The sequence below is a fragment of the Phocaeicola vulgatus ATCC 8482 genome (assembly GCF_000012825.1).
GTDB lineage: Bacteria > Bacteroidota > Bacteroidia > Bacteroidales > Bacteroidaceae > Phocaeicola > Phocaeicola vulgatus.
Genome location: NC_009614.1, coordinates 3,766,055 through 3,787,003, shown reverse-complemented (window position 1 = coordinate 3,787,003; position 20,949 = coordinate 3,766,055). Strand labels below are relative to the sequence as shown.

The window sequence follows — 20,949 nt, the reverse complement described above, 5'->3', positions numbered from 1 at the left end:
AAATCAAATAAACTCTTCAACCAAATACATCTCATTAAATAAAACTTGTTGATAATTGGAAGAATCACTCTCTAACAAATTCAACAAAGTATATTCAGCTCCACGTACCCAATACACAAAATCACGATTGGGGTGGTAATCTTTCGCAAATTCCAGCAACTGTTGCAAATTAAAATCGGAGGAAATGATACCCGCACCGCTTTTTTCGGCATCATATGCATTACAGTCCTGTTCTATATGGGCAGGAACCATCAGAATAGGCTTGCCTAAATACATGGCCTCGCACACCGATTCAAATCCGGCAGTACTGGCATAAGCCTTGCATCCCGCCATCTGCCTCAAAAATTCCACATCATCCAGTTGATAAAAGCTCAATGTATTGTCCACTCTCTTCACCGGTTCCTCCTCCCACTTGTCCCAAAAGAAACGAAGCGGTATCCCGGGATGTTGCCTGTGCCATTTCATTACATTTTCACTGAAACCCGCATTAACCATATAGCCATGTATATAGTCACCGGAATAAGGTTCATGTAAAGTCACTTCCCTACGCAACAAGGGAGGAATCACACGGATATGATTCTGAGGATCATCCTTCATGTGACGAAAAGAAAGAGCCAAACGTTCCTTCGCCCCCAAGCTGGTCAATACGGTAAAAAACTTCAAAAGAGCCAAGCTTACTTTATCAGCCTTTGGAAATTCAAAACTTTTATGCAAGAACAGATATTGATGCCCTATACAGATCTGCGGAACAGAGGGACGGAACAGGAAATAAGTCAGTCCGGTCAGCAATTCATAGAAATTGATAACCCTGTCCGCACCACTGGCCTCGATACGCTGACGAATGTAGTTAATGCTATTGATATACACAGGAAGTTTCACTAGATTATATGCCACGCTCCGCATCAAACTCACCCGTTTGTTGGCTGGTGTAGGCAGAAAATTAGGACTGACAAAACGTTTTACAGGAGCATGGATGTTACGATTGAAAAATCCCGGCAAGCGGCGCGAACTACTTTTACCTACCAGTACTTCCACTACTTCGTGACCGTTCCGGCGCAATATTTCCTCCAACGTAATGGCTTGAGTAAGATGTCCTCTCCCCTCACCCTGTACTATAAATAAAAATTTCATGAGGCTGTATGTATTAGGGTAAACTCTTTATTATCTTCATTCTCATCAGCTAGTACATGATGGTATTCCATGATATTCCAATTCCCGTCCGCATCCTCTGTCAGTGCCGAAAGGCTTTCTACCCAATCGCCCGAATTCAGATAATGAATACCATCATAATAGGTATTAGCCGGATGATGGATATGACCACAAATCACTCCGTCACATTTACGTACACGTGCAAACTCCACCAATACTTTCTCAAAGTCCGATATATAGGAAACAGCCGACTTTACTTTTTGTTTGACGGCCTGTGACAGAGAATAATACGGTTTCCCCCGCTGGGTACGATATTGGTTATAAAAGCGGTTCGCCCATAAGAGGAATGTATAACCTGCATCGCCCAACCGGGCTAACCATTTCATCTGTGTGGTAACCCGGTCGAATAGATCGCCATGTGTCACATAATAACGCTTTCCATGTGTTTCAAGGATGTATTCTTTGACGATTTTTACGTTATAGAATGTCATAGGGACCAAGCTGTCCAAAAAATCATCGTGGTTGCCGCGCACATAAATAACTTCAGTACCGAAGTTCTCCATCATCTTCATGATAACCTTAAAGAAATCAGTATGTTTTGCTTGCCACTTCTTAGTACCTGCCTTGCGCAAATGCCAACCATCTATAATGTCTCCGTTCAATATCAGACGGTCACAATTGACAGATTTCAAAAAGTTACTGACCTCTATTGTTTTAGAATGAGAGGTTCCCAGATGGATATCCGATAAAACCACTGTAGGATAATACGTTCTCAGATGCATATCTTTATTATTAAAACTATGCAAATATCCATGTTATCTGTTACAAGATCGTGTCGGCAAAATTACTATGCTATTAAAATTAATGAAAAGACAGGCCGTTTCTTCATGGAACAAGAAACGGCCTGCAAAGCTTCAGTTTATCATACATAAACCATACTTCAATCTATAACTAACAATTAATTGTCAATATCAATCACATTGAACTGCATATCAAACTTTATCTCCCAACCATTAGAAAGTTTCACTTCATAGTCATGCTTGTCCCTCTCGATCTTGAGCATCTTGGCATCGGGGTAATTCGTAGCAACGTACTTCTTTATTGCGTCAGGAACCACAGCGACAGGTACAGCGCTGTATTTGCAATTCACTTCTGTCCAAATACCTTTTTTATCGAATTCCAGTTTGTCTCCATTAGTAAAAATCACATCATAGCTTTTATCAAACCAGTCTGTTTCCATTTTAGCCATCGCCACCTTATTATCGGGGAAATGAGTTTTGATAAAAGTCTGTGCAGTCTGAGGCAATTGGTTTACTTGAATAGGTTTGTCATCATCCGCCCATACCACTGTTTGCAACGTAAATAAGCACACTAACAATAATAATACCTTTTTCATAATCGTCATTTTTTTTATTTGGTTCTACATTCTGTTTTCTGATGCAAATATGAAGGGAGATTCTGAAAAGAATTTGAAATTCTAAAAAAAACACGATTTTTTTTATTGATTATGAGTGGATGCATAAAGTGTAAAACAATGCTCCCCGCTCTTATATTCATAGCAAAGCCTGAGAGCCTGCATTTTACATATCGTATCTGCTATTGCCAAACCTAGACCGGTAGAGCCTTCTTTTTTCTTTCCTTGATAAAAACGCTCAAAAATACGCCGGGCATCCAGCGGTTGTGCCGCCCCTGTATTGCAGAACATCACACTGTGGGGAGTAATGACAATCCGGATGTGCCCACCGTCCATATTGTGCACAAAAGCATTCTTCAACAAATTGGTAAGCAACACCACTGCCAATGTTTCATTTATCGTAAGATAGAAAACACCTTCTTCCTCTATACTTGTTATGATCTCACGATATTGATACACTTCTTTATAGTCCTCCAGATATTGCCTCAATAATTTATTCACTTCTACTTGGACAGTATCCGTAAATTGACCGTTCTCTATCTTCGAAAGCAATAACAAAGACTTGTTCAGCTTCGTTATATGTTCCAAAGTCTGGTGGGTTTTCATCAACTCTTCCAATTGGCTTTCTGAAAGATTTTCATCCTCCATCAGCATCTCCAACCGATTACGACAAATAGCCAGTGGTGTCTGCATCTCATGAGATGCATTACCAATAAATTGTTTTTGCTGTTCGAACATCTGCTCACTGCGCTCTGCATAACGAACAGCCGCTTCATTTAATTTTCTGAATTCTGAAACCCGGGTATTATTTTGTAAAGGCTCGTTTACCTTACCGATACGATATTTATCCAACCAATGAAGCAATACATAAAGAGGACGCATATTCCGATAAAACACCCACACATTAATAACAATTATAGTCAATAATAAAGCGATATAAAGAAAAATAATCCAACCTGCCATAGCATCTTTCAAATCTTCTTTTTCTATAGAAGGAGTCGCTACCGTCAATTCAAAAAACTTTTCGCCATCATCCTTAAAAATGGTCGTAAGGATTCGTGCAGGTTCAGTTTCATCTTTTTCAGGAATATAAACCATAGAATCTTTATAAATGATATCATCACAAGATCCTGCATATTCCTTCGTCACTTCACGCAGGAAATACTGATTGTTGGAAGCTGTATTTTTAGAAGGAAGCTCCTCTCCCGCCAATGCACGTATGATGATAATTTCCGAATAATCCTCCAATGAGTCATCCACTTCATCATTCACCTCATCCATTACAGCAAAATAGAAAAGGATGGCCCAGCCAGTCAATAAAACCGACAACACCAACGATATACGGATAATGATATAATAAATCAGTTTCATTTATTCCACTACCATTTTATATCCAAAACCATAAACAGCCTTCAGTTCAGGAGTAGCTCCAGCCTCTTTCAATCTCTTTCGTAAATTCTTGATTTGGGCATAGATAAAATCAAAATTATCGACTTGATCTATATGGTCGCCCCATACGGATTCGGCAAGTGTGCTTTTATTAACCAATCTGCCGGGACGGTTCATAAAATAAACCAGAATATCATATTCCTTACGGTTCAGTTCAAGCTTCTTTCCAGCTACGGTCACCCCATATTTATCGGGAAAAATTTCTATATTTCCGTATTTGATACTATTTTCCCCACCTTGCTGATGACGGCGTATCACACTTTTGATACGTGCATTCAGTTCCACCAAATGAAAAGGTTTAGGCAGATAATCATCAGCTCCGAGCTCCAATCCTAGTACTTTGTCTTCTATAGAGTCTTTGGCTGAAAGGATGATCACATTTTCCCGTTTATGCATTTCTTTCAACTTTTCCAACAAATCCAGGCCACTGCCATCCGGCAACATAATATCCAGCAAAATGCAGTCATAATCATAATCCTCTATCTTTTGTAATGCGGTACGGTAATCGGCAGCAATTTCCACCACATAACGCTCCTTTTCCAATGAGCGCTGAGTCACTTCACGCAAATTAGCATCGTCTTCTACTAATAGTATTTTCATAAGTCCTACTTTTGGTTCTTAAAGACAAAGAAACAAGATAATTCTGAAAAAACACTGAAATAAGAAAAAAAACGAAGAAACCATACAATTTTTTCCATCACCCGACTAATAAACAACAAATATCAAACTAAAAATCGTTATCAACTATACAATCAGCCCCCTGCATCTACCACAACAAGACGCAAGGGGCCACACACAACTCTCTCTAATCAAACCCTAATTATTTGATTTCCATTTGAGAAAAATCCATTTGGCTCAAGCCTACTGGTGACGGTGTTTCTTTTAAATCAAAAGAGACTTCCTTTTCACCATTTTTAGCCGAGTTTATTTTTACCTTTATACCCTTTGTTTCCGATGTTATTTCCAAAGAATTCAAATTAAAGGATACCGCACCGTTTCTCCAATAACCAGTAGTATCAGCATACGTATTGTAACGATATTCTAAATGAATATAGCCATCCTGATCGGGCGTAATTGTAGTGTTTTTTACCAAACTAACCAAATGTTTCACTTTAGAAGGCATGTTCTGATTAAAAATAATATTCAAATAACCGCCACTAATCCACATATTATCTTCAAATATATCTACAGGATCATTTCCAAACTCTTCTTCATTCTCTGCTGTCAGCTCCTCTATAGGTTTAGTTAGAATTTCCTTTATACTCAACACTTTGACTGAGCAATCATATCCTTCCGGATAATTATCATACAAAGGATTGAAATAAAGAATAACCCGTTGTCCATCTATCGGGGAATACCAAAAATAATCAGTCGTTGCAGGCCAGATTTGTCCCCATCTGTCACCTGTAAAGTCATAAACATGGGCACCTTTCACATTTACAGTAGCCCAATCCACTGCCACATCACCAAGAGAGTAACCATCATCATCATCACATGATTGGAAAGTGACTCCCATAACTGCCAGGAATGCTAATAATAAAAGGTTCAACTTTTTCATAACTATAATGTATTAATCTATTTTCTACTTTTAAAAGTAAGAAAGAGATCGAATACTGCATATCATCCATTAATATTAACTTATTTTCAGTAAAAGTCTTGTAGAAAAACCAGATTCATCAAGGAAATAATAGAAACTTCCCGATTCGTCACGAACCGGGAAGCTTAAAACTGAGTTATATACAGATTTTCCCATTCAGGGGGAACATGGCTTTTCAGCCTTGTTTTGTTAAGGCAAATGGTTATATATTTTAAAGTTTAGTTTTTAGTGTATTACATTAATTTACATAACAAAAAATATGCCATGGGGCACATCGGCATCCAATACTCTAAAAATCAACAAAATAACCATTATTTCATTTTTCACATTATGTAGAAATACCACAATTTCATTCCACAATTTTGTAGAATTAATCCCCGTTTTTAAAATATATCTTTATCTTTGTAGAATTGATTACTCACTAAACAATATAATTACTATGAAAAAAAGACATTACGGAATGCTTTCATTGGCACTTACTTCATGCTTGGCTGTTCATGCGGAAAACAAAAATCAAAATACAGACAAGCCCAATGTTATCTTCATCTATGCTGATGATTTAGGATATGGTGACTTGGAGTGTTATGGAGCAAAAAACGTACAAACTCCAAATGTCAACCGTCTGGCATCCGAAGGGATACGATTTATCAACGCACACGCTACCGCCGCTACCAGTACCCCATCCAGATATTCCATGCTGACCGGAGAATATGCATGGCGTAAACCCGGAACAGATGTAGCTGCCGGCAATGCAGGAATGATTATACGTCCCGAGCAATATACTATGGCAGATATGTTTAAAAGCTCCGGCTATGCCACAGGAGCATTTGGCAAATGGCATTTAGGATTAGGTGATAAAACTGCACAACAAGACTGGAATGCTCCTCTCTCTGCTTCTCTAGGTGATTTGGGGTTTGACTATTCCTATATCATGGCAGCCACAGCCGACCGGGTTCCCTGTGTATTTATCGAGAATGGCCAAGTAGCCAATTATGATCCTTCAGCTCCGATAGAAGTAAGCTATATAAAAAATTTCCCCGGTGAACCTACCGGAAAAGACAACCCTGAACTTTTATATAATCTGAAACCGAGTCACGGTCATGATATGTCTATCGTGAACGGTATCAGCCGAATCGGTTATATGAAAGGAGGTGGCAAAGCATTATGGAAAGATGAAAATATAGCCGATTCCATTACCGCACATGCAGTTGATTTTATCAAACAACATAAAGACGAGCCTTTCTTTATGTATTTCGCCACTAATGATGTGCACGTTCCCCGTTTTCCACACAATCGTTTCCGTGGTAAAAACAAGATGGGACTGCGCGGTGATGCTATCGCACAATTTGACTGGAGTGTAGGTCAGTTACTCGAAGCCCTCGATAAAATGGGATTAACCCAGAACACATTAATTATTCTTTCCAGCGACAATGGACCGGTAGTAGACGACGGATATGATGACAAGGCAGAAGAGTTACTGAACGGGCACGAACCTGCCGGCAACCTGAGAGGTGGAAAATACAGTGCATTTGAAGGGGGGACTCGTGTTCCTGTAATTGTACACTGGCCTAAAGCCATCAACAAGCCGGAAGTCAGCGATGTGCTTATTTCGCAAATAGACTGGCTGGCATCACTAGCTTCTCTGGTAGATGCCCGTATTCCGAAAGGAAGTGCTCCCGACAGCTACAACCGATTAGCAAATCTATTAGGACAAGACAAAACAGACCGCCCATGGGTTATTGAACAGGCATCCAATCACACCCTATCCGTGCGTACTAAAGATTGGAAATTTATTGAAGGCAGCGATGGTCCTAAAATGATTCCATGGGGTCCGAAAATTGAAACTGGTTATTTAGGTATTCCCCAGTTATATGATATGAAACAAGCAGGTGAAAAGGTGAATTTAGCGACTGAACATCCCGAAAAAGTATTCGAATTACAACAAATATTGAGAAAAGTACGAGATAAAAGTATTCAGATGAAGTAACATGCTGAATACACACCAACCCAATATTTCCAAAAGGGTGAATCAAGACAAAAGAATCACATAAAGGGTCTTGAATTCACCCTCTTTTTTAATCAAGAAAATTTCAATATGGTCCTCATTTCAAAAGAACCAATCCTTATAGACAAAGATCCTTTTCTTTAAAGTCAAAGTATTTATAACAAAACACCTTGAACACTTTCACAAGAATGGGTTACACACAAAAACTCTCAAAGATACAAGATACGTTTTTCCACTTTACCCATAAAAAAGAAATCTCAATTTATTTCTTTATTTTCCCTTCATTCACCAGTTCAGACAGCGCCCTGGCCAATGACGGACGAGTAACTCCCAGCTTCTGCGCCACCTCCTGCTGATTATGAATAACAGAATGTGTTTCTAGATATTTCAACAAACGAGTCTTTAAATTCAACAAAGCAAACTCATTCAATTTCCTGCTTAAAAAGACACTCCTGTCCGAAATATCCTTCAAAAAATTCTGCATCATCAATGGATGCAAACGCATAAATTCTAAAAATCTTTCTTTACCTATTACAAAAACCTCACAAGGTCCTATTGCCTCTACATTAACGGGAAAACGATTTTCAGTGGCAAAAATAAAAGCCGAAGCCAGCAAGTTAGGAGCTCCAATTTCTTCTACCGTCAGTTCTTTCCCTTCATCATTTATCATTCCCGCCCGTACACTTCCCGATGCAAGAATGTACAGCCCTTTACATAAGTCACCTTGCCGGGCAATGATATCACCCGGTTCAAAGTGCTTCAAACTATTCGGAAGTCCGAATAGGAAAGCAACCAATTCTTCCTCTTTCATTCCCCGGAAAGGAGCCATCTGCAATAATCCTGTCAGTTCCATCCTACTTTCTTTTAACTGTTATTTGTATCCGCTGTAACATATGGTACAACTTAAAAGACGAAAACCGTCTACTTTTGCACAAAAGTAATAGAAATCATTAAAATGAAAAAAGATATGGAGAATAACATGTTTTGTTTCCAATGTCAGGAAACGGCCAAAGGTTTCGGTTGCACCTTAAAAGGTGTTTGTGGAAAAAATGCAACTACAGCACGTACCATGGATTTATTGCTCTTTGTAGTACGAGGAATTTCTGTTGTGGCGGATCAATTGCGCCAGCATTCCCTCCCCGTTGAAAAAGAAGTGGACAATTTCATTGTAGACGCCTTATTCTGTACCATTACCAATGCCAATTTCGATGACGAAAGCATTACGAAACGCATTGACAAAGGATTAGCAATACGTGATGACCTTAAGCATCAAGCCTCTGCCAAGGACATTCCTCTGCCGGAAGCCGATGAATTAAATTGGAAAGGCAGCCACGATGAATATGATGCAAAAGCCGCAACAGTCGGCGTATTACGTGAACAAAACGAGGATCTACGCTCTTTAAAAGAACTGATTATGTATGGTCTGAAAGGAATGGCTGCTTATCTGGAACATGCCATGAGGTTAGGACATAATGACGAAAGTATTCATCGTTTCATGCAGAACACCATCGCACAAATTACAACAAAATCTTTATCGGCTGATGAACTGACTGTATTAGCACTGAAAACAGGTGAAATAGGCGTTCGAACAATGGCTCTGCTCGACAAGGCAAATACTTCCAGGTATGGCAATCCGGAAATTACCCATGTAAATATAGGAACAGGTACTCGCCCCGGTATTCTGATAAGCGGACATGACCTGCATGATCTGGAAGAATTGTTGGAACAAACCAAAGACAGTGGCGTGGACGTATATACTCACGGTGAAATGCTTCCTGCACATTACTATCCGGCATTTAAAAAATATACACATTTTGCAGGAAACTATGGAAATGCCTGGTGGAAACAACGGGAGGAGTTTACCTCGTTCAATGGTCCTATCCTGTTCACAACCAACTGCATCGTTCCCCCTCTGCCCAATGCCACTTATAAAGAACGCATGTTTACCACTAATTCTACCGGATATCCCGGCTGCAAGCATATTACAGCAGACGAGAAAGGACATAAGGACTATACTGAAATTATAGAAACAGCCAAACAATGTGCCGCACCGACAGAAATAGAACATGGAGAAATCGTTGGTGGTTTTGCCCATAATCAGGTATTACAACTAGCAGACAAGGTCGTAGAAGCGGTAAAGAGCGGAGCTATCCGTAAGTTCATCGTCATGGCAGGTTGTGACGGACGTATGCGCAGTCGTGATTACTACACCACTTTTGCCGAGATGCTCCCCAAAGACACAGTCATTTTGACTGCGGGATGTGCTAAATATCGTTATAACAAACTAGGGTTAGGTGACATTAATGGCATTCCGCGTGTTTTGGACGCAGGACAATGTAACGATAGCTATTCATTGGCAGTCATCGCCCTCAAACTGAAGGAAGTATTCGGGCTACATGACATCAATGAACTGCCCATTGTTTACAATATCGCCTGGTATGAACAGAAAGCGGTAATCGTATTGCTGGCATTACTCAGTTTGGGCATAAAAGAGATTCATCTTGGTCCCACCTTACCCGCATTCCTCTCGCCCAACGTGACGAAAGTACTGGTCGAAAACTTTGGAGTAAGCGGTATCGGTACAGTAGAAAGTGATATGAGAAAATGGGGATTAACGAACGGATAAACGGAATAATTATGAAACAGAAAAATTACCATTCATGTACAGTCGGACAAATTGTAGCCGGCAACTTTGATACAACCAAAGTATTCTCCCGTTACCATATTGATTTTTGCTGCCATGGCAATACTCCGTTTGCAGAAGCCTGCCGGAACCGTGGTATTGATCCCGAAGCAGTAGCACATGAATTAAATGAATTACAAGAGAATACGGTTAGTAATGCTCCTGACTTTGCCGGATGGCCCATCGATTTATTAATAGACTATGTATTGAAAATACACCATCGGGGAATCCGTGCCAAAGGTCCGCAAATAGAAGCATTATTAACCAAAGTAACCGAAGCGCATTCAAAGAATCATCCAGAGTTACTGCAAGTCCAGGCACTGTTCCGCGACTCGCTTCTTGATTTGGAAAATCATTTATCAAAAGAAGAGAATGTATTATTTCCTTATGTTTATGAAATGTTCCAAGCCAAAGAGGAAGGCTTGAAAGTAGCTAAATTCCATTGCGGCACCATTCTGTATCCCATCGAAGTGATGGAAGATGAACATAATCACGAAGGAGAACGTTTTGAAAAAATCTCTTCATTAACCAACGGATTCACCGCCCCTGAAGATGCTTGTGCCAGCTTCCGCTTGGTTTTACAACAATTGAAACAATTTGAAGAGGCATTACATGAACATATCCACCTGGAAAACAATATCATTTTTCCCAGAGCATTAGAATTGGAAAAGAAGGAAGCCATCTGATAACTACACCATGACACTTCCATTCACAAAAGTGCCCAAAGTGAAATAATGCACAAATCACTTTGGGCATCTTCATGTATTATAACCCACGCTCCACTATATAATCTTGTCCCTGTTCTGTCATCAAGTCATATTCATACACCTTATACAAAGCAGGGTATTGCGGGTTTATCTCCTTGGAAACCAAAGGCTCTTTGATATCTGCCTGCATATAATATTCATTCGGATTCTTACCTTTTGCCTCTTTTAATCCAACCCCACGCAAAGGAACATACGAACGTAAACGCAAATTACCTCCCAAACGGGAATGAATCTTCGCTTTATCCAGCTGCACGCCATTCCAGTTCATATCCACCACAAATCCTCCACGGGCAACCAGTCCTTGCACACTTCCTGTGGCCCAGGCATCCGGAAGAGCCGGAAGCAAATGTACAGCTCCGTCATGGCTCTGCAACAACATTTCAGCCACACCGGCAGTATAGCCAAAGTTGCCGTCAATCTGGAAAGGCGGATGAGCATCAAACAGATTAGGATAAGTCCGTCCTTGCGGATAAGCCTCTTTCACTTCATCTCCAGGCAGCAGCTTCAACATATTATTAATAATCCGGAACGCATGATTACCGTCCAGCAAACGGGCCCACAGATTAACTTTCCAGCCAATGGACCAACCGGTAGCTTCGTCGCCACGCTGTAACAACGTGTTTTTAGCTGCCTGGAAAAGCAAAGGATGGGTGTAAGGAGATATCTGATTACTAGGGAACAATCCATATACATGAGAAATATGGCGATGCTTGTCATTCGGATTATCCAAGTCTTCCAGCCATTCCTGTAGCTGATTGTATTTCCCGATCTGCATCGGGGCCAGACGATTTAACATAGACCGCAAAGAATCTTGATAAGAAGCGGACATTTTCAGAATTCTTGACGCATGCAATGCATTGCTAAGCACATCGAAAATTATCTGATTATCCATCGTACAACCTGACACAATCGTTGAAGCTTTTTTAGTATCCTCTCCCGAAGGTCCATGTTCCGGAGACATGGACGGAGCAGTCACCATCCAACCGTATTCAGGATGTTCAGTCAAATAATCAAGATAAAAATCAGCAGCTCCTTTCAATGCCGGATAGGCTTCGGAAAGAAACAACTTATCCCCACTATATAAATAATGCTGCCACAAGTGGGTAGTCAACCAAGCACCTCCCATGGGCCATGTACCATAAAACGCCTTATCCACCGGACCGGTGGCACGCCATATATCTGTATTGTGATGAGCCACCCATCCGTTGCATCCATACATAGTCCGTGCCGTTTCCCTGCCGGTAACTGATAATTCTTTCACCATTTCGAACAAGGGCTGGTGCGTTTCACTCAGATTGGTCACTTCAGCCGGCCAGTAATTCATTTCCGTATTAATATTGATGGTATATTTTCCATCCCATGGAGCAGCCAGTTTATTATTCCATATACCTTGCAAATTGGCAGGCTGACCTCCCGGCTGGGAGGAGGAAATAAGCAAATAACGTCCATACTGAAAAAGCAACACCGCCAAAGAAACATCCTTACCTTCATTGAACAGTTCGATGCGTTTGACAGTTTCCAACTTAGCCCGCTCACTGGTTCCCAAATCCAATCTTACACGGTCAAACTGCTCTTTATAAAGAGCTATATGCTCCTGTAAAACCTGACTATAAGGGCGTCCCAATGCCAGAGACAGATATCCGGACGCTTTTTTACTCTCATTGCCACTTATATCGTGATAATTAATAAAATTCGTACCCGATGAAACATACAGAGTAACACTGTCCGCTCCTTCCACTGTAATGTTTTGGTCATCAATTTTCACCTTACCTCCATCCACATCAGCCTGTGTCTGTGTTTCCATACGAATCAATCCTTTCACTCCCTCATGATCCCTACCCTTTCCGGTCAGAACCAATTTCTTTCCTTTCCTGCTGACTTTATGCTCCAATGGCGACACATATCCGACCTTAAAATTCAGTTTTCCCGGCCGGTCTGCTGTCAAACGGACCACTACCACCTTATCAGGAAATGATGCAAAAACTTCACGTTGAAAAGTCACGCCATCCACTTTGTAACGGGTAGTAGCCACCGCACGTTCCAAATCCAGATCACGATAATAATCGGTAACCTTTTCATGTCCGGGGGTTTCTATAATCAAACTGCCGATTGTCTGATAGGGCATACCATGCTTTCCGGCATAAAAGTTTTCTTGAATCAAGTTCTGAGCCTCCATGTTTTTTCCGGCGAAAATCAGTTCACGCACTTGGGGCAGACTTTCCAATGCTTCCGGTTTGTCATTCCGGTAGGGACTGCCTCCCCACATGGTTTCATCGTTTAGTTGAAGTTCTTCACGGGCCGTTCCGCCATATACCATCGCTCCCATCCGGGAATTGCCGACCGGAAGCGCTTCCACCCACGTTCCGGCAGGTTGCTTATACCACAATTTCAGATCACCAGCCTGAATAGATAACGAAAAAGACAATAAAATGCCTGCTAATAATGAATAAGTTTTCATGGTTAATAGATATTGTATAATGTACAAATATAATTCTATTAACCATACAAACGAAAAGACAGAAGCATTTTATTGTCTAAAAAACAATTATGATAAAGAAAAGACCAAATATTACACCTCCTCCCTATCTGATAACCGGAATCACATAATCGTATTTTCTCAATATTTCCGTTACAGGAGACAGTGGAAGCAAGTCAGGGCGGGGAGATATAAAAGACTTGCTGCCGATAGCCGAGCAATGCCGGGAAATGGGATTCACGGAAGAACTGACAAGACTGCTTGCCTACTTCCAACCCGTAGGGTTCAGGGGAAACTGCATTCACGGGAACACCGGGAAAAGTCCGGAACGGCATATTCAACGGCAACAGTAAAGAGGAATCCGCAGAAGAAAGGAAAGTTCCGGTTGTGCATTGACGGAATGCCTATACTTGAATGGTTCAAGATGAATTTAAAGAGCTTAAGGAAAAGCTGGCTGTAGGCCACACTCCAAAAGAGAAAAACAGGCCCCAAAGAGAGTTGAGAATATAATTCTTTGGTAGAAAATAAAAGTGTAATTCTAATTGTTAATGAATTGCACTTTGAGTATTTTTGTAAATACTTTGTTTCACTGATAAATAAACCAAGATGAAAACTATATTTTCATGTTTCTTCTGTCTTTTCTGTCTTTTCACTATCGGGTGTACGCATCAGTCCAGTCAAGAAAACTGTGTAGAAATCGGCAGTGCGGATGCAATCTGTGTAAGCACCGATACTTTAGGGAAAACAGTACGCATGAATATGCTACATGGGCATTATACCACTGAAAGTGAAGAAGTGTTCGCTATTGTCCTCAATCCTCAGAAACTTCCACTAAGTTATGGCAGAAGATGGATTTTAGAAAGATGGGAAAATAATCAATGGGTAAGGCTTTGGACGAAAAAGCCCACAGTTTTTTTTGATGACGAAATTATACCGATTACCCCACCTATATATTATTGTTTCAGTTTTCCTATTAAATACTATAAAACAACTCCCGGCAAATATCGTATTTCCACATCAATGTGGAATGATTTGGAGAAAATCAATCTCAATGCTGAATTTGAAATAGAATAAACATCCCTTTCACTAAACAATTCAATGTTATGAAAACAAAAATATGGGTAGGAGTTCTATTTTACTCTTTTATGGGATGTGCGAATAAGGCACCAAAATCAAATCTTACAAGCAAATTAGACTCTACAGGTGAAGCTGTCTATTTTGTAGAAGATACTGTTGTTGACCAATCTGCAGGCTTGCAAGTCATTGAAGCCTTAAGCAGGGTCTATGGAAATGATCCGAATTCTATAGGAGGTTTCATCGGTAGCCCGCGTTGCCCTTCTTTCTTGGAAGGTATGTTCTTTGACGGTTCCACGTTGGTTTTTCAGGTAAGAGGTGACACAGCGCATGCAAGGCGAATTTTGGAATCTACTGCCGGTAGCAAAGCTTTTCGACTGGAGCAAGTTACTGAAAGTAATTATTCACAGCAACAACTTATGAGCATCGTAGACGAGTTGAACCAGCGGTTTGACACATTGACAGACAAGAAGCTGAAAAATAATATGACCAGTTGGGGTGTAGGATTACGGAATGTTGAAGTCAGGTTTATTCTCAACACTCCCGAAGCCCGACAAGCATTCCGGGAAAAACTCATGGATTCTCCCGCCATTCGTTTTGAAGGACCGGAACAGCCGATAATAAATGAGCGAATTAGTATAACTGATACGCTCGGTATTTCCCTGCATCCGGAATATTCCGTTTACTCCACTGAGGCATCCACAGCTTCCTTTGTTTTGCTAAATCAAGGAAACAAGAACATAATGTGTGGCGAGCATTATTTCATTACTTATGAAGACGAGAATGGCACTTGGCGTGCATTGCCCATCAATGACGCTGCCATAGATATAGGTTATATGGTACTTCCCGGTGGGCATCATTTGTTTACAGCAAATCTTTATCCCGAAGTTCACTCCAATAAACCGGGACGTTACCGTTTTTTCTATGAAGTCATGCTTGATGCTGATACTCCATTGCGTCATGACATATTGATGATGACCGAATTTCGATTGACTGATAATAAGCAAGAAATAAAAAATGCTATTAGAATAGAAATCCCCCAAAAACCGGATAATTATGGAGCTGGATTTATTCCTACTCAAGCTCCTCCAAAAGAAGATGAAGTTTATCATGTAGTGGATGACATGCCCGAATTTCCCGGTGGTATGGATAAATTGTTACAATTCATCAACGACAATATGCAATATCCAACCAAAGCCCAAACAGAAGGAATACAAGGAAAAGTTATTGTTCAATTCATCATAGACGAAGACGGTTACATAATAGAACCTAACATAGTAAGGAGTGTTGAGTCTTCTTTGGATAATGAGGCACTACGTCTGATAAAAATGCTTCCTAAATGGAAACCCGGCACACTAAAAGGAAAAGCCATAAAGGTGAAATATACAGTCCCAGTAGCTTTTAAACTCAAATAATAGCAACTATGAAACATTTATTACTCATATTCCCGTAATATTCGAAAATCACCATTCCCCTCGCAACAATGTGCTTGAATAAAACGAAAAGCCCACCTTTACATTAACAGATGTAAAAGTGGGCACTACTTCTTTAAACTATTGATTTTCAATGTTTAATGCGGTGCGTACGGGACTCGAACCCGTGACCCCATGCGTGACAGGCATGTATTCTAACCAACTGAACTAACGCACCAAATTTCATTTTTCTTATACTGCATCTCTCTCGATTGCGGTTGCAAAGGTACGCAAAATTTCGATATCTGCAAGCATTTTACGAATATTTTCTTGAACTTTTTTACATCAACTCTGATAATAAGCCATTTAAGATACAAGAAAAATAAAAATACAAAAAAAAGAGAGCACTTCATGTATTTTTTAAATATAATATGTATATTAGTCGTGTAAATAAAAGGAAACGCAACTATGGATATGCATGTTTTTCAAGTAGAATCAAATAAAGTACTTCCACAACAGGGAAGCATCCTTATATCCTCCCCTTTCATGAACGACTACCACTTTACAAGAGCAGTCGTGCTTCTTATCGAGCATAATGACGAGGGAAGTATGGGTATTATCATGAATAAAGATTTCCGTTACCACATTCTGCTCAATGACCTCATCCCCGAATTGGAGTTCGCACAGCGGGTCCCAGTGTATAAAGGCGGGCCGGTGAGCCGGGAGACAATATTTTTCCTGCATACGCTAAAAGATCTGGAAGGCGCACTGCCTCTGGGAAACGGGCTTTATCTGAATGGTGATTTCAATGCCGTGCAACAATATATACTGGACGGGAAGCCCATTGAAGGAGTGATCCGTTTCTTTGCCGGTTATGCGGGATGGGATCATGGACAACTTGCCAAAGAAATAAAAGAGAACTCATGGCTCATAGGAAAAGCCGGGAAAGAAACGTTGCTCAACCAGCACTTCCGCGACTTATGGCATACCAGTTTGAACGAAATGGGAGGCAAATACGCCATTTGGGCCCGCTATCCCCAATACCCCTCCCTCAACTGAGATTCAGCTTCTGGACAACCAGCACATCCGTATAGCCACCGCCAAACGTATGCGCCCACTCTTTCAATACCGCACTCTCTTTGTACCCGCACGCCGCAAAGAGTCTGCGGGAAGGAAGGTTTTCCACAGCGATATAGGCAAACAACTGATGAATTCCCAGATAACGGAAACAGTGTTCTTCCAGCAAAGCCAGGGCATTACGCCCTATCCCCTGCCTGCGACAGGATTTATCCACCATAATCCCCACCTCGGCCCGGTTGTGCAAAGGATCAAAAGAACATAGATCCACAATCCCCACCACCTGCCGGTTCCCGTTTTCTATCATCAGGCGCAACTGGCGGTCGGCAAACAAATCATTCTGGGTCTGCTCTATGTACTGCTTCAACTGAAAACGCGAATACGGGCCTGTGGTATTGCTCATCTCCCACACATCCGTAGCGTTCTCAAAGCGGAACATGACTTCCAAGTCTTCCGGCTCCGGTGCACGGAGCCTTATCCTGTTCCCTTGAAAATGCCGGTCACTCATCATAAAGCAGGCTCCTCATTCTCCTCTTTTACCAAATCCAGCTCATCCAGCATCCGCTTGCGGGTAGGGACACAGAACAGGGAAGCGATCAGCGCCATCATGGCACACAATACGCCCGTGTTGTTCAGAGTCAGATAATAAAATGACAAGTTCACCAATACGGGAACCACCAGCATCCCCGTCCTTATCTCACTCCAGCGGCGATAACTTTTCAAGGCTTCCGGCAATGAACGCTGCTTCACATTCTTCACCAAGGAAAGGCTAAACAGCCGGAGCGATAAAGGAATCAGCCCCACCGCCAATAAAATCCCTACCGTCTGCAAGACATAATCCATACGGACATCGCCCGCGTAAGCCCCCTCGGTCATCACCCCTGTTTCATAAAGAGCCACCAGGAGCAAAGGCAACACCCATACCGCCACATATTCTATCTGCAAGTATCGCAGCAATTGTCTTATCTTCTTTTCCATCTCTTTCTGTTTTTCCCAGTTTATGCCGTTCCCGTAAACAAAGTACGATTTATGATGGAACGTCCCAACGTCACTTCATCCGTATATTCCAGCTCATCCCCGATAGAGATACCACGCGCTATCACACTCAGCTTCACGTCCATGCCGTCCAGCTTGCGCGAGATATAGAAATTCGTCGTGTCCCCCTCCATCGTCGAGCTCAAGGCAAGGATCACTTCCTTCACCTCACCGCCTTTCACCCGTTCCACCAGACTTTCTATCTGCAGATCGGAAGGGCCTATGCCATCCATGGGCGAGATGACTCCCCCCAGGACATGGTACAGCCCCCTGTACTGCTGCGTGGCTTCCACCGCCATCACATCACGGATACTCTCCACCACACAGATCGTGGAAGCGTCCCGTGCCGGATTGGAACAGATACGGCAAGTTTCCGTGTCCGATATATTATGGCACACTTTACAATATTTCACTTCATGTTTCAAGGTAATCATCGCATTACCAAACGCCTCTACCACAGCCGTATCCTGTCTGAGCAGATGCAATACCAGCCGCATGGCGGTCTTGCGTCCCACACCCGGCAACTTGGCAAACTCTCCTACCGCTTTTTCCAGCAGCATGGACGGATATTGTTGGTTCATCAGTTATTTTGTATTATAATGGATGCAAACTTACGCAATTTCAACGATTTTGAGTACATTTGCACTCAAAAAAATAACATGAACGGAATTTATATTCTGCTGACCATACTGCTCTATTTCGGAATACTGCTGCTTGTAGCCCGCCTTACCGGCCGTCATTCCGATAATGACGCGTTCTTCCGCGGCAACCGCCGTTCTCCCTGGTATATTGTTTCTTTCGGAATGATCGGAGCCTCCCTTTCGGGAGTTACCTTCGTTTCCGTTCCGGGTATGGTACGCGGCATCGACATGACCTATATGCAGACCTGTTTCGGCTTCTTCATAGGCTATCTCATCATCGCCCACGTTCTGCTGCCGCTTTATTACAGGTTGAACCTGACCTCCATCTACACGTATCTGGGAGACCGGATCGGAAGGCACGCTTATAAGACGGGAGCTTCCTTTTTCCTTCTGTCCAAGATCATCGGAGCCGCAGCGCGCCTTTATCTGGTATGCCTTATCCTCCAGCATTATGTATTCGACGCCTTTCATATTCCTTTCGCCGCCACGGTGATAGGGATTGTCTTACTGATCTGGCTGTACACCCGCCGCAGCGGCATACGCACGATTGTGTGGACGGACAGCTTGCAGACACTCTGCCTGCTGCTGGCGCTGGGATTAATACTTTATGAGGTTTCCGGCCAGCTGGATCTGGATTTTCCGGGACTGGTACATGCCATCCGGGAAAATGAGCACAGCCGTATCTTTGTTTTTGACGACTGGCACAGCAAACAGAACTTCTTCAAGCAGTTTTTCAGCGGCATCTTCATCACGATTGTCATGACAGGGCTGGATCAGGATATGATGCAGAAGAACCTGTCGTGCAAGAACCTGCGTGAAGCCCAAAAGAACATGTATTGCTACGGCATCTCATTCGTTCCGGTCAATTTCCTGTTCCTGTCACTCGGAATCCTGCTGTTATTATTCGCCTCGCAACTGAACATCCCCCTGCCGGCAGCCGGGGATGAGATACTGCCCTTGTTTGCGGCGGAAGGCCATCTGGGATTCGCCGTACTGATATTCTTTACCATCGGCATCATTGCAGCCGCCTTTTCCAGCGCCGATTCGGCATTGACCGCCCTCACCACCAGCTTCTGTATAGACATAGCGGGCATAAGCCATTTGTCCGGCAAGGAAGCGGAAAGACGGAGGAAGCTTGTGCACTTCTGCATATCAGTCCTCTTTATCGGATTCATCCTGCTGTTCAAGGCAGTAAACAACAAGAGTGTCATCGACGCCATCTATACCATCGCCTCGTACACTTACGGCCCGTTATTGGGGCTGTTTGCATTCGGGCTGTTCACCCCAATGCGGCCGCGCGACCGTTTTGTTCCTTACATAGCCATCGCCTCGCCGCTATTATGTTATGCCATAGACCGGCTGGTGTTCACCTCCACCGGCTATCAGTTTGGCTATGAAATGTTAATGTTTAACGGCTTCCTGACTTTTATGGGGCTGACTTGTTTAAGTATAAAAACAAAGAATTATGGAAATACTCAGTGCAGAATTTGTAGTAAGTAACACAAAAGTAGAGAAATGCCCGCAGGACAACCTGCCCGAATATGCATTTATCGGCCGTTCAAATGTAGGTAAATCGAGTCTGATAAACATGTTGGCCAAACGTCCCAAACTGGCTATGACTTCCTCCACTCCGGGGAAGACTTTGCTGATCAATCACTTTCTGATCAATAAAGAATGGTATCTGGTGGATTTACCGGGATACGGATATGCCTCCCGTGGCAAGAAACAGGTAGAAAAGATACAGCAGATTATCGAGGATTATATCCTGGAACGCGAGCAAATGACCAATCTGTTTGTATTGATAGACTGCCGTCTGGAGCCTCAGAAAATAGACTTGGAATTTATGGAATGGCTGGGAGAAAATGGAGTACCCTTCTCTATCATCTTCACCAAAGCCGACAAGCTGACCAATGGCAAGGTTAAGGATAATGTAAACAAATATCTGAAAAAACTGACAGAACAGTGGGAAGAACTCCCTCCTCATTTCGTATCCTCCTCTGAAAAGAAAACAGGCAGACAGGAGATTCTGGATTATATTGACAGCATTAACCGGTCGCTTAAGGCATAGCGTTTACCTAGTGGTGACTACTTAGAACGCAAATGACGCAAATGACACAAATTTATACCCGTTCCTATTTGTGTCATTTGCGCCATTTGCATTCCGTTCCGG

The 20,949-nt window shown here is 42.1% G+C and carries 19 protein-coding genes, 1 tRNA gene and 1 pseudogene; 9 read left to right on the top strand and 12 right to left on the bottom strand.

The annotated features are described in order from the left end of the window. Nucleotides 1–3: 3 nt before the first annotated feature. The 6 genes from BVU_RS15070 to BVU_RS15045 all read right to left on the bottom strand — a co-directional run bounded on the left by BVU_RS15070 (nucleotide 4) and on the right by BVU_RS15045 (nucleotide 5,570). Nucleotides 4–1,131: a glycosyltransferase family protein gene (locus BVU_RS15070; RefSeq protein WP_005846811.1), complete on the bottom strand. Its 1,128-nt coding sequence runs from the start codon at nucleotides 1,129–1,131 to the stop codon at nucleotides 4–6. Further along, on the bottom strand, nucleotides 1,128–1,931 hold the full coding sequence (locus tag BVU_RS15065; protein WP_005846809.1) for a UDP-2,3-diacylglucosamine diphosphatase: 804 nt from the start codon (nucleotides 1,929–1,931) through the stop codon (nucleotides 1,128–1,130). The genes BVU_RS15070 and BVU_RS15065 overlap by 4 nt, the downstream gene beginning before the upstream one ends. A gap of 176 nt (nucleotides 1,932–2,107) precedes the next feature. Further along, the gene (locus BVU_RS15060; protein WP_005847755.1) at nucleotides 2,108–2,545 is read right to left on the bottom strand and encodes a PepSY-like domain-containing protein; all 438 of its coding nucleotides are present in this window, start codon (nucleotides 2,543–2,545) and stop codon (nucleotides 2,108–2,110) included. A 102-nt stretch (nucleotides 2,546–2,647) separates the two neighbouring features. Further along, entirely contained in the window at nucleotides 2,648–3,934 is a 1,287-nt protein-coding gene (locus tag BVU_RS15055) for a sensor histidine kinase (RefSeq protein WP_005846805.1), read from the bottom strand. Next, a complete protein-coding gene (locus BVU_RS15050) occupies nucleotides 3,935–4,612 on the bottom strand; it encodes a response regulator transcription factor (protein WP_005846803.1) in 678 nt (225 codons plus the stop codon). 220 nt (nucleotides 4,613–4,832) lie between these two features. Next, nucleotides 4,833–5,570 (bottom strand): NigD-like protein, encoded by a 738-nt coding sequence (locus tag BVU_RS15045; RefSeq protein WP_005846801.1) that lies wholly within the window; start codon nucleotides 5,568–5,570, stop codon nucleotides 4,833–4,835. A 478-nt stretch (nucleotides 5,571–6,048) separates the two neighbouring features. Here BVU_RS15045 and BVU_RS15040 point away from each other — a divergent pair, with 478 nt between their 5' ends. Then, the gene (locus BVU_RS15040) at nucleotides 6,049–7,596 is read left to right on the top strand and encodes a sulfatase family protein (protein WP_011965849.1); all 1,548 of its coding nucleotides are present in this window, start codon (nucleotides 6,049–6,051) and stop codon (nucleotides 7,594–7,596) included. Nucleotides 7,597–7,876: 280 nt separating this feature from the next. Here BVU_RS15040 and BVU_RS15035 read toward each other — a convergent pair whose 3' ends face one another. Next, nucleotides 7,877–8,467, bottom strand: a complete 591-nt coding sequence (locus BVU_RS15035; protein WP_005846794.1) for a Crp/Fnr family transcriptional regulator — start codon at nucleotides 8,465–8,467, stop codon at nucleotides 7,877–7,879. Nucleotides 8,468–8,581: 114 nt separating this feature from the next. On the opposite strand from BVU_RS15035, the gene hcp reads away from it, so the two are divergent. Together hcp and ric are read left to right on the top strand one after the other, a co-directional pair. Continuing rightward, nucleotides 8,582–10,240 (top strand): hydroxylamine reductase, encoded by a 1,659-nt coding sequence (gene hcp / locus BVU_RS15030; protein ID WP_032939140.1) that lies wholly within the window; start codon nucleotides 8,582–8,584, stop codon nucleotides 10,238–10,240. A gap of 11 nt (nucleotides 10,241–10,251) precedes the next feature. Beyond that, entirely contained in the window at nucleotides 10,252–10,983 is a 732-nt protein-coding gene (gene ric, locus BVU_RS15025; protein WP_005846790.1) for an iron-sulfur cluster repair di-iron protein, read from the top strand. 79 nt (nucleotides 10,984–11,062) lie between these two features. Here the strand turns inward: ric and BVU_RS15020 are convergent, their stop codons facing one another. Continuing rightward, on the bottom strand, nucleotides 11,063–13,522 hold the full coding sequence (locus BVU_RS15020; RefSeq protein ID WP_005846788.1) for a glycoside hydrolase family 95 protein: 2,460 nt from the start codon (nucleotides 13,520–13,522) through the stop codon (nucleotides 11,063–11,065). 209 nt (nucleotides 13,523–13,731) lie between these two features. On the opposite strand from BVU_RS15020, the pseudogene BVU_RS23040 reads away from it, so the two are divergent. From BVU_RS23040 to BVU_RS15005, 3 genes and pseudogenes are all read left to right on the top strand, one after another. Next, nucleotides 13,732–14,050 (top strand): annotated as a pseudogene (locus BVU_RS23040) (mobilization protein); the annotation flags it as partial. 96 nt (nucleotides 14,051–14,146) lie between these two features. Then, nucleotides 14,147–14,614: an immunoglobulin-like domain-containing protein gene (locus BVU_RS15010; RefSeq protein WP_011965847.1), complete on the top strand. Its 468-nt coding sequence runs from the start codon at nucleotides 14,147–14,149 to the stop codon at nucleotides 14,612–14,614. Nucleotides 14,615–14,643: 29 nt separating this feature from the next. Further along, nucleotides 14,644–16,029: an energy transducer TonB gene (locus tag BVU_RS15005; protein ID WP_005846784.1), complete on the top strand. Its 1,386-nt coding sequence runs from the start codon at nucleotides 14,644–14,646 to the stop codon at nucleotides 16,027–16,029. A 161-nt stretch (nucleotides 16,030–16,190) separates the two neighbouring features. Here BVU_RS15005 and BVU_RS15000 read toward each other — a convergent pair. Next, nucleotides 16,191–16,264, bottom strand: a tRNA-Asp gene (locus BVU_RS15000). A 230-nt stretch (nucleotides 16,265–16,494) separates the two neighbouring features. On the opposite strand from BVU_RS15000, the gene BVU_RS14995 reads away from it, so the two are divergent. Continuing rightward, a complete protein-coding gene (locus tag BVU_RS14995; RefSeq protein ID WP_005846781.1) occupies nucleotides 16,495–17,085 on the top strand; it encodes a YqgE/AlgH family protein in 591 nt (196 codons plus the stop codon). Here the strand turns inward: BVU_RS14995 and BVU_RS14990 are convergent. The 3 genes from BVU_RS14990 to recR are packed head-to-tail and all read right to left on the bottom strand — an operon-like array spanning nucleotide 17,078 to nucleotide 18,719. Then, on the bottom strand, nucleotides 17,078–17,614 hold the full coding sequence (locus BVU_RS14990) for a GNAT family N-acetyltransferase (RefSeq protein ID WP_011965846.1): 537 nt from the start codon (nucleotides 17,612–17,614) through the stop codon (nucleotides 17,078–17,080). The genes BVU_RS14995 and BVU_RS14990 overlap by 8 nt on opposite strands. Then, on the bottom strand, nucleotides 17,611–18,081 hold the full coding sequence (locus BVU_RS14985) for a hypothetical protein (protein WP_005846777.1): 471 nt from the start codon (nucleotides 18,079–18,081) through the stop codon (nucleotides 17,611–17,613). Before BVU_RS14985 ends, BVU_RS14990 begins: the two co-directional genes overlap by 4 nt. A 20-nt stretch (nucleotides 18,082–18,101) precedes the next feature. Next, nucleotides 18,102–18,719 carry a recombination mediator RecR gene (gene recR / locus BVU_RS14980; protein WP_005846775.1) on the bottom strand — a complete coding sequence of 206 codons (618 nt, stop codon included), beginning with the start codon at nucleotides 18,717–18,719 and terminating at the stop codon, nucleotides 18,102–18,104. A 78-nt stretch (nucleotides 18,720–18,797) separates the two neighbouring features. On the opposite strand from recR, the gene BVU_RS14975 reads away from it, so the two are divergent. Together BVU_RS14975 and yihA are read left to right on the top strand one after the other, a co-directional pair. Beyond that, entirely contained in the window at nucleotides 18,798–20,279 is a 1,482-nt protein-coding gene (locus tag BVU_RS14975; RefSeq protein WP_016270447.1) for a sodium:solute symporter, read from the top strand. Further along, complete coding sequence (gene yihA / locus BVU_RS14970) at nucleotides 20,245–20,847, top strand: ribosome biogenesis GTP-binding protein YihA/YsxC (RefSeq protein WP_005846771.1); 603 nt, start codon at nucleotides 20,245–20,247, stop codon at nucleotides 20,845–20,847. Before BVU_RS14975 ends, yihA begins: the two co-directional genes overlap by 35 nt. The last annotated feature ends 102 nt before the right edge of the window (nucleotides 20,848–20,949 follow it).